General features: G+C 71.5%; 7 protein-coding genes and 1 tRNA gene. 3 read left to right on the top strand and 5 right to left on the bottom strand.

The annotated features are described in order from the left end of the window. Positions 1 to 289 precede the first annotated feature (289 nt). A complete protein-coding gene (locus tag CCR87_RS02045) occupies positions 290 to 4,279 on the top strand; it encodes a nitric oxide synthase oxygenase (protein WP_201155671.1) in 3,990 nt (1,329 codons plus the stop codon). 38 nt (positions 4,280 to 4,317) lie between these two features. Here CCR87_RS02045 and CCR87_RS02040 read toward each other — a convergent pair whose 3' ends face one another. After that, on the bottom strand, positions 4,318 to 4,992 hold the full coding sequence (locus CCR87_RS02040) for an SDR family oxidoreductase (protein WP_201155669.1): 675 nt from the start codon (positions 4,990 to 4,992) through the stop codon (positions 4,318 to 4,320). 194 nt (positions 4,993 to 5,186) lie between these two features. Between CCR87_RS02040 and CCR87_RS02035 the strand changes: the two genes are divergently transcribed. Further along, positions 5,187 to 6,299, top strand: a complete 1,113-nt coding sequence (locus CCR87_RS02035) for an S-(hydroxymethyl)glutathione dehydrogenase/class III alcohol dehydrogenase (RefSeq protein WP_201155667.1) — start codon at positions 5,187 to 5,189, stop codon at positions 6,297 to 6,299. 12 nt (positions 6,300 to 6,311) lie between these two features. Next, entirely contained in the window at positions 6,312 to 7,166 is an 855-nt protein-coding gene (gene fghA / locus CCR87_RS02030) for an S-formylglutathione hydrolase (protein ID WP_201155665.1), read from the top strand. Between the two features lie 276 nt (positions 7,167 to 7,442). Here the strand turns inward: fghA and CCR87_RS02025 are convergent. From CCR87_RS02025 to CCR87_RS02010, 4 genes are all read right to left on the bottom strand, one after another. Then, positions 7,443 to 7,519, bottom strand: a tRNA-Arg gene (locus tag CCR87_RS02025). Between the two features lie 373 nt (positions 7,520 to 7,892). Beyond that, positions 7,893 to 9,158: an O-antigen ligase domain-containing protein gene (locus CCR87_RS02020; protein ID WP_201155674.1), complete on the bottom strand. Its 1,266-nt coding sequence runs from the start codon at positions 9,156 to 9,158 to the stop codon at positions 7,893 to 7,895. A gap of 173 nt (positions 9,159 to 9,331) precedes the next feature. Further along, a complete protein-coding gene (locus tag CCR87_RS02015; RefSeq protein WP_201155663.1) occupies positions 9,332 to 10,771 on the bottom strand; it encodes a GumC domain-containing protein in 1,440 nt (479 codons plus the stop codon). Between the two features lie 14 nt (positions 10,772 to 10,785). Next, the gene (locus CCR87_RS02010; RefSeq protein WP_420850138.1) at positions 10,786 to 12,183 is read right to left on the bottom strand and encodes a WecB/TagA/CpsF family glycosyltransferase; all 1,398 of its coding nucleotides are present in this window, start codon (positions 12,181 to 12,183) and stop codon (positions 10,786 to 10,788) included. Positions 12,184 to 12,493: the final 310 nt, after the last annotated feature.

The raw sequence follows: 12,493 nt of genomic DNA, 5'->3' as shown, positions 1-12,493 counted from the left end.
CCACGCCCCCCGCCACGCCCCCTGCCATCCCGGCAAATGTCGTGAAATTCCGCGGCCGGACCGACCCACATTCACCACCACACCACCACCCGTGCCACCGCCCGTGCCACCGTGCCTGCGCCGACCACAGGTCGGCGCGACACACGCAGCGTAGCAAGTGGTGGATTTGAAAATCAACGGAAGATTGTCCTTGGCTCCTGCGGACGAGTCATGGTCTACCCGACGCCCAGAGGGAGGCGTCCTGGCGCGGCATCGCCGCCGCGTCCGGTATGTATCGGGAGTATTTGCGGTGTCCAAGGTTTCTGCCCGAGGGTACGAGGTGACCGATCTGCATGGGGAGGACAGCGACCCCGACGCCCCGCTGTCCTGCGTGGAGCGGGTCCTGGTGCGCGACTGCTGGAACAAGATCGTCGCACAGGACACGGTGTTCGCCGGGCTGTTCTTCGAACGGCTGGTCAGCCGGGCCACGGATCCGGAGGACGCGCTGGGGCTGACGGCGGTGCAGGCGCCGGCGGAATTCATGCGGCTGTTCGACCTGGCGGTGCGCGCGCTCGACCCCGCCGCCGAGCAGACCCTGCGCGAGGGCTACACCACAGCCCCCCTCGCCCGCGAGGCGCGCTGCCGCAGCATCGAGGAGTGCGGCGTCTTCCTCGCCGCCCACGGCATGACCCGCGCGGACTGGACGACGGCGCGCGAGGCGTTCGTATGGGCGGCGTCCAAGGCCGCCTATCTGGAGGATTACGAGCGCGAGGACCTGGCGCGCGGGCCGCGATCGGCGCTGGCGCGGGCCTTCACGCAGCACATCGCGGCGCCGATGCACGCCATCCGCGAGGCGCAGGACGCCGCCCTTGCGCCCGACGTCGTCGCCCGCATGCGCGCCGGGGCCGAAGCGATGCTGACCCAGCCGCAGGAGGCCGGCGTCTTCTTCTATCGCACCCTGTTCGAGGCCTGCCCGGACCTGGTGGGGCTGTTTCGCACCGCCAACATGGACACGCTGTCGCGCCACCTGATCGACACGGTGGTGTTTCTCAGCCAGGCCGCGACCTCGCTGCGCGGGCTGCGCGACGAGCTGCGCAACCTGGCGCGCGTCCATCAGCTCAACCAGATCCCGCCGGACCAGTACGCCCGCCTGGCCGATCCGCTGTTGCAGACGCTGTCGAAGTTCGGCCACCCGCTGGACGCCGAAATGACCCGCGGCTGGGAGGTGCTGTTCGACCGCGTCTCGCGCATCGTCTCGGAGCCGATGGCCCAGCAGGAGCGCGTCCTGTCCGAGGCGCGCGGCTTCATCGACCAGCTTGCCGGGGAACTCGACTGGCCCGAGATGAAGACCCGCAAGCGCTGGAGCGCCATCGTGCGCGAGGTGCGCGCCACCGGCACCTATACCCACACCAACGAGGAACTCGACTACGGCGCCAAGCTGGCGTGGCGCAACGCGCCCAAGTGCATCGGGCGGATCTCATGGAAGAACCTGATCGTGCGGGACGTCCGCCACGTCACCGACGCCGGGTCGATCCATGACGAATGCATCCAGCACATGCGCACCGCCACCAACGGCGGCAACATCGAGATCGTGCTGACCGTGTTCCGCGCCCTGCAACCGACCGAGCGGTGGGGCCCGCGGATCTGGAACAGCCAGATCGTGCGCTATGCCGCCTATGAGATGCCCGACGGCACGGTCCGCGGCGACCGTGCGAACCTGGAGCTGACGCGGGCGATCATGGCGCTGGGCTGGACCCCGCCCGAGCCGCGCGGGGATTACGACATCCTGCCGCTGGTCGTGGAACTGCCGGGCGAGGCGCCGCGGCTCTTTCCGCTCGACCCCGCGGAGGTGCTGGAGGTCGCGATCAGCCACCCGACCGAGCCGGGCATCGCGGCGCTGGGCATGAAGTGGTGCGCGGTGCCCGCCATCTCCAACTTCCGGCTGGAAATCGGCGGCGTGCATTATGGCTGCGCCCCCTTCAACGGCTGGTTCATGGGCACCGAGATCGCCCGCAACCTGTGGGAGGCCGGACGCTACGACCGCGCGCTCGACATCGCCGAGGCGCTGGGCCTCGACACCTCCAGCGAACAGACGCTGTGGCGCGACCGGGCGTTCCTCGAACTCAATGTCGCGATCCTGCATTCGTTCCAGCAGGCCCGGGTGACGCTGGTCGATCACCAGACCGCATCGCGGCAGTTCATGATCCACGACCTGCGCGAAAAGCGCGCGGGCCGCGAATGCCCGGCGCAGGGCTCCTGGATCGTGCCGGCGGCGGGGGGCTCGACCACGCCGGTGTGGCACCACGAGATGCGGGACTTCCTGCTCAAGCCGTCCTTCACCTATGCGCCGGACCGCTGGCTCGCGCATCTCGACGAGGGGCCGGAGCTGCGCGCGGTGGCGCCGCCGCGTTCGAAGTCCGCGCGCCCGCTGATCGTCTACGCCTCGGAGACCGGCACCGCCGAGAGCTATGCCCACCAGGCCGGGCGCAAGCTGGCGGGGATGGCGCCCACGGTGAAATCCATGGCCGAGGTCAGCCTTGGCGATCTGGCGGGGCAGGCCCGTGTGCTGCTGTTCGTCGCGACCTGCCGCGATGGCGATGTGCCCGAAAGCGGCGAGGCGCTGCTGGCGGCGCTGGCCAGTGCCGCGCCCGATGCGCTGTCGGGCACGCGCTTTGCCGTTCTGGGCGTCGGCAACCGCATCTATCCCAATTTCTGCAGCGCCGCGATCACCGTGGATGCCGCCCTCGCCGGGGCCGGCGCCGAACGGATGGCCACGCTGGAGATGGCCGACGAGATCGCGGGCCAGGCCGACACGGTGAAGCGCTGGATCGACCTCTTTCACAAGCGCTGGTGCGCCGACCAGCCCGCGCACGCCACCCCGCGCCAGCTGGTGGAGCTGATCCCCGCGCAACGCGAGGCCCCGCCCGACCCGTCCGCAACCGGCGTCATCGCCTTCAACCGCGAAATGCTCGCCCCCGCGCCCGGCGCGGGCGACGCGGGCGCGCGGTCCACCCGGTTCATCGGCATCGACCTGCCGGTCCCCGCGATGGCTGCGGGCACGGGCTTGGGCAGCGATGGTGCGGCGGCCTATGCGGCCGGCGACCATGTGGCCGTGCATCCGCTGAACCCCGATGACCTGGTGGCGCGGCTGTGTGCGCACCTGGGCATGCCGCACGACGCGTGGTTCCGCGCGCATGGCGCCTCCAACGAGGCGCTGGAGCGGTTCCGCGAGGGGTACTCCATCCGCAAGCTGCTGGCCGAGGAGCTGGACCTGTCGATGCCGCAGGCCCCCGAGGAGGTTCTGGCGGCCATGCTCGAGGTGGGCGGCGAGGGCAGCGCACAGATCCGCGACTGGCTGGGCGTGCTGAACGGCGACGACGACGGACCCGAGCGCCGGGCCCTGCTCGATCGCCTGCGCCAGGATTACCTGACGATCGTGGACCTGTTCGATTCCTTTCCCGACAGCGTGCCGGGATTCGGGCTGCTGATCCAGTTGCTGCCGAGGCTGAAGCCGCGGATGTATTCCGTCGCCTCCAGCCCGCGCGCCCACCCCGGCCAGGTGCGGATCATGGTCGGCGTCCTCAGCGTGCCGCAGCGGGACGGGCGGATCGTCCGCGGGCTTGGCTCGCATTACCTCGCGGCGCAGCCCGAGGGGGCCCGGGTGCGGATCGCGCTGAAACGCGCGCCGCGCCACCTGCCCGAGGACCCCGGCGGCCCGGTGCTGATGATCGGGGCCGGCACCGGCATCGCGCCGCTGTTCGGCGCGCTGGAGGACCGCGTGGCGCGCGGCGCGCGCGCGGGCGACGATGCCCCGGTGGCGCTGTATTTCGGCTGCCGCCACGACGGCGAGTTCCTCCAGCGCGAGCGCATCCTCGCGTGGCGCCGCGACGGGTATCTGAGCCGCGTCGCCGTCGCCTTTTCCCGCGCCGGTCCGGCCAAGGCGTATGTCCAGGACGCGCTGGACGCCGATGGACCGGCGGTGGCGCGCGCGCTTCTGCACCCCGCCTGCCATGTGATGATCTGCGGCGATGCCAAGATGGCCCATGACGTGGAACACCGCCTTCAGGTCATCCTGCAACGCGACGGCGGGCTGAGCTATTCCGGCGCGCTGGAACGGCTTGACCGGATGCGCCGCGACCAGCGCTACATCGGCGACATCTGGGGGTTGCAGCTGAATTACGAGGTCGCGGTGCCCGAGATGATCCGCGCGCACTACAACCGTGGCGCGGGCTGGCTTGCGCGGCTCCAGCGCTCGCTGCGCAGCGGCCCGGCGCGGGGTGCGGGCATCCGCACCTTCTGAGACGCCCCCCCCGGCCACCGACCGGGGGGGCGGCCGGTTCACTGCGTGGGCATCAGGAAAATCTCGTTGATGGCACAGCGCGGATCGGCCTCGAGCGCATGGAGGGCGGCCTGCGCCACGTCCTCGGGCTGAAGCTTGTCGGGCTTGGGTTCGGCAAAGAACGGCGTGTCGACCATTCCCGGGGCGATGACGGTGCAGCGGCCGCCAAAGGCCTTCATCTCGTCCGACAGGTTGCCACCATAGCCATGCACGAACCATTTGGACGCGCCATAGACCGACCCCGCGATGTGCCGCCGCCCGGCCGCCGACCCCGTCAGCAGCAGATGCCCCCGCCGTTCCCGCAGATACGGCATCGCCGCCTTGACCGTCCACAGGACGCCCAGCACGTTGATGCGGATCATCCGCTCCCATTCCTCGGGGTCGCCCGCCTCGGTGCCGGCGGCCGACAGCCCCGTGCCCGCGTTGGCAAAGGCCGCGTCCAGCCGCCCCGTCCGCGCCACCAGCGCCGCCATCGCCGCGCGCTGGCTGTCGAGGTCGGTGACATCGCCCACCAGCGGATGGGCCGCCGCCCCAAGCTCGGAGGCCAGCGCGTGCAGTTTGTCCTCGGATCGGGCGAACAGCCCCACCTGCCAGCCCTGTGCGATGGCCGCGCGGGCCGTGGCGGCGCCGATGCCGCTCGATGCGCCGGTGATGAAAAGCGTTCTGGCGTCCATGTGCGCCCCTCCTGATGATTGGGAAATCCCTAGGTCAACGCGCCCGCACCCGGCGGGGTTGCACGTTCGGCCTGCGGTGCGGCGATGCGCCACCCCCGCGCCGCGACCCAACCGCCGCGTCCGGACACAGCCCCTTGCACATGCCCGCCGCAGTGTCGATGCTGGCGCGAACCCCGCAATCGAAGGATCCCGCCATGCGAACACGCGCCGCCGTCGCCCTGGAAGCCGGAAAACCGTTGCAGGTCATGGAGGTCAATCTGGACGGCCCGAAAGCGGGCGAGGTCCTGGTCGAGATCAAGGCGACCGGCCTGTGCCACACCGATGAATTCACCCGCTCGGGCGCCGATCCGGAGGGGATCTTCCCCACCATCTTGGGCCACGAAGGCGCGGGCGTCGTGCTGGAATGCGGCCCCGGGGTCACCAGCCTGAAGCCCGGGGACCATGTCATCCCCCTCTACACCCCCGAGTGCCGGGAGTGCGAATACTGCCTGCACCCCAAGACCAACCTCTGCCAGTCGATCCGCGAGACGCAGGGGCGCGGCGTGATGCCCGACGGCACCAGCCGGTTTTCCATGCTCGATGGCACGCCGATCTATCACTACATGGGGTGTTCGACCTTCGCCAACCACACGGTCATGCCCGAGATCGCGCTGGCCAAGGTCCGCGAGGACGCGCCCTTCGACAAGATCTGCTACATCGGCTGCGGCGTCACCACCGGCATCGGCGCCGTGATCAACACCGCCAAGGTGGAGATCGGCAGCCGCGCCATCGTCTTCGGCCTAGGCGGGATCGGGCTGAACGTCATCCAGGGGCTGCGCATGGCCGGCGCCGACCAGATCGTGGGCGTCGACCTCAACCCCGCCAAGGCCGAGATGGCACGCCGGTTCGGCATGACCGATTTCGTCAACCCGTCGGAGGTCGAGGGCGATCTGGTGCCCCATCTGGTCAGGCTGACGAAGGGCGGCGCGGACTACACCTTTGATGCCACCGGCAATGTCGGCGTGATGCGCACGGCGCTGGAGGCCGCGCACAAGGGCTGGGGCGAGTCGATCATCATCGGCGTGGCGCCCGCGGGGGCCGAGATCTCCACCCGCCCCTTCCAGCTGGTCACCGGGCGCAGCTGGCGCGGCACGGCTTTTGGCGGCGCGCGCGGGCGCACCGATGTGCCGAAGATCGTGGACTGGTACATGGACCGCAAGATCGAGATCGACCCGATGATCACCCATGTCCTGACGCTGGATCAGATCAACGACGGGTTCGACCTGATGCACAAGGGCGAGTCGATCCGCGCCGTCGTGGTCTACTGAAAGGGGCGCTGCATGAAGACGCTGTCCGAAACGCGGCTCTTCGGCGGCGTGCAGGGGGTCTATTCCCACCCCTCCGCCGCCACGGGGACCGAGATGACCTTCGGCCTGTTCCTGCCGCGCGCGGCGCGCACGGGCAAGGTGCCGCTTCTGTGGTTCCTGTCGGGGCTGACCTGCACGCATGAAAACGCCATGACCAAGGCCGGCGCGCAGGCCTGGGCGGCCGAGCACGGGATCGCGGTGGTGTTCCCCGACACCTCGCCGCGCGGGGACGGCGTCGCCGACGACGCGGCCTTCGACCTGGGCCAGGGGGCGGGGTTCTACGTCAACGCCACCCAGGCGCCCTGGGCCGGGCATTACCGCATGTGGGACTACATCGCGACCGACCTGACGCGCGTGCTGTTCGACGGCTTTGCGCTGGACGAGGGACGCCAGGCGATCACCGGCCATTCCATGGGCGGGCACGGCGCGCTGAGCCTCGCAATGGGGTTGCCGGGCCGGTTCGCCAGCGTCTCGGCCTTTGCCCCCATCGCCAACCCGACGCAGAGCGACTGGGGCCGCAAGCAGTTCACCGCCTATCTGGGCGCCGACGAATCGGCCTGGAGCGCCCATGACGCAACCCTGCTGATGCGCGCACACGGCTTTGACGGGCCGGTGCTGGTCGACCAGGGCGGCGCGGACCAGTTCCTCGGACTGCTGCGCCCCGAGGCCCTGGCCGAAGCCATGGTGGCGCGCCGTCAGGAGGGCATCTTTCGCATGCAGCCCGGCTACGATCACAGCTACTTCTTCATCGCCACCTTCATCCGCGACCACATCGCCTTTCACGCCCGCGCGATGGCGGACAGCGGGGGCTCCGGGGCTGGATCCTGACGGGGCACGGTGCGGGGGCAGTGCGGGCGCAGTCCGGGCGCGGTCCTGATCCAGCGCCTCCGGTCGCCCCGGAGCACGCCCGACGGCACGGGCTGGCCGGTCTGCGGTGCGGGGCACACCGTGCGCACCGGCGGCCCCACCGCCGTCACGGGGCGGCATCCTTCGAGGGCCAGGGACGGGGGCAGATGCGCGACATCGCCCATACCGCTGGCGATCCCCCGAACGAGGTTTTCTTCAAAAAGATCGGATTTCGTTGGAGATTTCTTCGGAGGGGGGTGGTGGTCCCGGCGCGATTCGAACGCGCGACCTTTCGCTTCGGAGGCGAACACTCTATCCAGCTGAGCTACGGGACCGCCGGACCCGCGTGAGCGTGCGGGCGTCCTGGCGGGTCGAAAATCAAGACCCTTTTCCTTGCGTCACACTCCGCACCCTTGCCATGATGGCGCCCACATATCGCAGGGCGGGACCCCATCAGGATGAGCCGCAGTCGCAGACGAGTGTCTGTTATCGTGTCAGTCCGTGGACTGCAACGGGGTAGTTCACCGCGCGCCGCCGACCCCATCGCCCGACAGCCGGTGTCCCCGCTGCCCCGGACGGACCTCGCCCACGGCCTGCGTGACAGCGGGGGCGGTCGCGGGCGCACCGTTCGGGCCGCCGGTCCGGGCGTCGCGCCTGCACCCCGGGGGGGCTTGCGCGCCTGCGGGAGCCTCAGTGCGGTTCCGGCCCTCAGGCCTCGGCGCGGGGGCGGGGTCCGCCGGGGTCGCGGGGCTGTGCCATCTCGCGCAGATGGATGCCCAGCAGGACCAGCGCGGGCCACAGGAGATAGACCTGGATCTCGATGTTCTCGCCGAAACTGAGCAGAAGGAAGGTCAGCATCAGCCCCAGCGGCAACCGGCCACGCGGGTGGACGACAGCATCCGCCGCGACCCGCAGGCCATGCAGCGCGAACGGCACGAGGAAGGCCATGAACCCAACCACCCCCTTGACGAACAACAGCCCCCACCAGGTGTGGTGGCTGCCGATGGGCATGTATTCCACGAGATGAGGCCCGGGCTGGACGGTGCCGTGCCCCCACCAGAAGGCATCGCTCTGCCAGCGCTCGGCGGCGATGCGCTGGAGGGTCTCGCGCACGCGGGTGCTGTCGGCGCGCGCGCCGCGAAAGCCCGCGATGGCGCCCTGGATCACCGCGATCAGCACCCCGCCCAGCACCGCCATCGACGCGGCCACCCCGGCCAGCACCGTCCACGCCCAGCCGCGCAGCATCAGCGGCATCAGCCGCGGGATCATCGTGCAGGCCACCAGCCCCACCAGTCCCATGCGCGACTTCGACAGAAGGATCATCGCCACGCCGGCGGCAATGGCGATGGCGCGCAGGCGGGTGTTGTCCTCCTCCAGCGCGAACAGCACCATGATGACACCCAGAAGGGCCGCGAACGGCGACCAGGGCGCAAAGAACTGCCACCGCGGCGTCCAGCTGGAGGGGTCGTAGGTAAAGAGATAGACGCCGAAGTACTCGGGCCCCGGCCCCCCCACCGCCCGCAGGGGCGAGACGAACAGCTGCTCCGGCAGGCCCGCCGCATACCCCAGCACCAGCACCGGCGTCGCGATCAGCGTGGTCAGCCCCAGCACCGACTGCGCCCGCACCAGCAGGCGCCGGCGGATCGGCAGCACCGCGCCCGCCAGCAGGAACAGCACGATCAGCGCCCAGCCCTTGGCCCAGCCGATGGAGGACTTGATGATCGCCCCGGTCCCGAACCCCCAGTCCAGATGCCCCACCCACAACGCCACAAGCATCACCGCCATGCCCGCGCCCCACAGCCACACCAGCCCCGGCACCGGCCCGGTGGCGCGCAGATCGGCCCGGATCGCGGGGCCAAGGTACAGCGACAGCGCCGCCAGCGCCCCGATCAGCCACCCCAGCACCGGCCCCAGCACATAGAGCGCCCCCACCAGATAAAGCGGCCAGGTCCACACCAGAGCGTGCCAGACCATCCCCTCGGCCAGGTTTTCAGGGCGCAGCGGCGCCCCGGCCACAGGCCCGCCCCCGCCCTGCGCGGCCCTGGCCGCGGCCCCGGGCCGGGGGTCCCGCGACGGCTGCGCGCCGGAGGCGGCATCGGCGGGCCCGCAGCCGGGCGCGGGGGTCGGCACAGCGGCAGACGGTGCGCTCATTGCGGGCGCACCAGCAGCTTGTCGATCAGCGGGCGGCGCAGCCAGCCCATGCCCAGCCCGATCAGCAGGAACAGGCTGCCGGCCGCGCCCGCCGCCGCCGCCAGCTTGCGCCGGGGCGAGGTGGGATACTCGGGCAGCGAGGGGTCCTCCAGCACCTGCACCAGCGGATACGAGACATAGAGATCGGTGCGCGAGCTGTCCGACCGCGCCAGCGCCGAGGCCAGCACCGCCTCGCCCACAGAGTGGTCGCGCTGCAACTCCTCAAGCTCGGCGGCGGCATCGATGAGACCGGCCACACGGGCCTCGGCCGCGGCCACCCGCCCGGTCAGGGCGCGGTGCTCGGCCGCCAGCGCGGCGCGCTCGGTCTCGGCCTCCACAAGGCGCGCCAGCAGCGGCCCGCGCCCGCCGATGGGCGACAGGTCCAGCCGCGCGACGTCGCCCGCCCCCAGACCCGTCAGCACCGCGGCGCGGTCGCGCGCGCGCGCCAGCGTGGCCGCCAGCGCGCCCCGCGCGTCGGTGACGCGGGGATGGTTGGGGCCGAACTGCCCCGACAGGCGCGCCTCCAGCGCGGCGTGCTCGGACATCTCGGCCACGATGGCGGCGAACCCGCTGTCGGCGTGCAGCTTCAGTGTGGCCGCCGCCAGCGCGGGCGTCAGGTCCAGCGCGGATTGCAGCGCGGCCACCGCCTCGGCGCGTTCGCTCAGCCGACTGGTCAGCGCGCCAAGCTCGCGCGACAGCGCCTCGGCCGTCTCGACCATGGCGCCATACTGCGCGGGCGACATCAGCCCGGTGCCGCGTTGCAGCGCCGAGATGCGCACCCGCGTGCGCGCCACGGCGTCGCGGTGGCGGGCGATGGCGTCGGCGCCGCCGGTCTCGCGCTGGCCGATCTCGTCGCGGCGCAGGGCGTCGACTTCGGCGCCAAAGGCGTCCAGCAGGGCGCGGGCGCGGGCGCGGGCATCCTCGGGGGAGTTGCCGGTCATCTCGATGCGGATCAGGCCGGTCTGGTCGATCAGCCTGATGCGCGGTTCGCCGAAGTCCCGCGGCGCCATGTCCAGCTGTGCCGCGGCGGCATCCAGGATGCGCCCCGCGCCCAGCAGCCGCTGATACGTCACCGTGGGGCTGACGGAGGTGTTGGCGAAGGGCGAGGCGGCGGCCGAGCTGGCCTGGCCGATGCGTTCGAGGTTGACCGACGCGCCGGTGCCCGCACCGGGCAGGATCAGCGACGCCTCGGAGGTGAAGCGCAGCGGCGCGGTCATCAGATAGGCCGTGACCGGCCCCCAGATCGCCGCAAGGCCCAGCACCGTCAGCGCGGCATAGCGCGGCAGCCGGCCCAGGTCATCCACCGCCCCGCCACGAAACACCCGCAGGAGACTGAAGCGGCGGCGCGGGGCGGCATCGGGGGCCAGGGTCATGTCGGTCTGGATGTGGGTGTCCATGTCGCTGCCCCTGCTCAATACGCGCCGCGGCCCGACACGACGGCCCGGAACGTCATCGCGATCAGCACCAGATCCAGCAGGAACGAGCGCGAGCGGGCATAGGCGAGGTCCATGTCCACCATCCGGTCGAACCCGATCTCGGCCCGGCCCGACACCTGCCAGATCCCCGTCAGGCCCGGCTTGACCGTCAGCCGGCCCAGCGCGCGGGCGGGATAGGCCGCGACCTCTTCCGGCAGGGCGGGGCGGGGGCCGACGATCGACATCTCGCCGCGCAGGATGTTGAGGATCTGCGGCAGCTCGTCGATGGAGAACCGCCGCAGGATGCGACCCACGCGGGTGATGCGGGGGTCATGGCGGGCCTTGAAGCAGATCCCCTCGCGGTCGGACTGCGCCAGAAGGGCCGCGCGCCGCGCCTCGGCATCGATGTGCATGGAGCGGAACTTGAGGATCGTGAAGGGGCGCCCGTCGCGTCCCACCCGGGTCTGGCGAAACAGCACCGGCCCCCGGCTGTCGAGGCGGATCGCCAGCGCCGTCAGCGCCAGCAGCGGTGCCAGCGCCACCAGCGCGGCCCCCGACAGCGTGACATCCAGCGCCCGCTTGGCCAGCGCCTGGGGCTGGGTGTCGGGACGCTCGCGCAACGCGCTTGTGCCCTCTCGCAGCAGGAAGGCCAGGTTGCCCAGCAGATAACGCCCCGCGAGGCGACGCGGCTCCTGCGCCAGGCGCCAGAGCCATTCCAGCCGCGCCCGGCGCACCGGCGCGGGTGCCCGCACCACCTGCCCGCCCAGAAAGTCGAACAGCGCCCCCACCCCCAGCGTCAGCCCCGGGTGCAGCCGGTCGGCGTGACGGTCCAGCCAGACATCCTGCGCGGGCACGCCCAGCGCCACCAGCAGGATGTCGGCCCCGCTGGCATTGATGTCGGCGATCGCGGCATCCGTGTCGGCGGCGCCGTCGAAGCCGTCGCGGTGGCCGGCGATGCGCAGCGTGGGGATGTCGCGCACCAGCCGCGCGGCGGCCGCGGCGGCCACGCCGGGTGCCGCGCCGAACAGGAACACCGAGCGCCCGCGCGCCGCCGCGCCGCGCAGCAGCTGCGGCACGAAGTCGGTGCCGTTGAGGTTCGCGGCGATCTCCACCCCGTTCATGCGCGCGGCCTGCTCCACCCCGATGCCGTCGGGCAGCACCCGTCCGGCGGTCTGCAACGCCGCCGCATAGGCCGGGTCACGGGCCATGACATTGGCGCAATGCGCGTTAACAAAGGCCACGCGACACTGCGCGCCGCCGGTCAGCAGGTCCTCGATCACCGCATCCGGGGCGGCGCTGACGACACGCAGGCCAAACAGCGGCACGGTGGGCAGCGTCACGAGGCGCGGGACCGGCAGGGCCATCTCGAAGGCGCGAAGGGCGGACATTTGCATGGTTAGGCTCCGGGGGCGGCATGGTGAAGGTTGCGGCAACCATCACCGGGGCGGCGGTGCCGCTCAAGGCAGCGGACGGACAGGCGACGGCCCCGGTGGGCTGGTGGGTGATGCGCGCGGATGGCGGCCGGGACCGGCCGAACAGCCCCCCTATCCCGACGGACTAGGCCACCCCCCACAAGATCGGCGCGGGACGGAGCTGGCGGGAGCGGGTGGACACAACGCATGACGCCCGCCGGGTTGGGCGGGCGCGACGGGCCGGACCCACCGTCGGCCCAGGTCGGGCGATGCCGGTGGGGGCGATTCCGGG

It is taken from the genome of Rhodobaculum claviforme (assembly GCF_016653255.1).
In the GTDB taxonomy this organism is placed as follows: Bacteria; Pseudomonadota; Alphaproteobacteria; order Rhodobacterales; family Rhodobacteraceae; genus Rhodobaculum; species Rhodobaculum claviforme.
Note: the sequence above shows the minus strand (reverse complement) of the source record. Positions and strands in the feature narration are given on the sequence as shown.

Bases quoted from the DNA above. Each gene is read 5' to 3' on its own strand.
- CCR87_RS02040 (WP_201155669.1), bottom strand. From the start codon at position 4,992: ATGGACGCCAGAACGCTTTTCATCACCGGCGCATCGAGCGGCATCGGC.
- CCR87_RS02035 (WP_201155667.1), top strand. From the start codon at position 5,187: ATGCGAACACGCGCCGCCGTCGCCCTGGAAGCCGGAAAACCGTTGCAG.
- fghA (WP_201155665.1), top strand. From the start codon at position 6,312: ATGAAGACGCTGTCCGAAACGCGGCTCTTCGGCGGCGTGCAGGGGGTC.
- CCR87_RS02020 (WP_201155674.1), bottom strand. From the start codon at position 9,158: ATGGTCTGGCACGCTCTGGTGTGGACCTGGCCGCTTTATCTGGTGGGG.
- CCR87_RS02015 (WP_201155663.1), bottom strand. From the start codon at position 10,771: ATGGACACCCACATCCAGACCGACATGACCCTGGCCCCCGATGCCGCC.
- CCR87_RS02010 (WP_420850138.1), bottom strand. From the start codon at position 12,183: ATGCAAATGTCCGCCCTTCGCGCCTTCGAGATGGCCCTGCCGGTCCCG.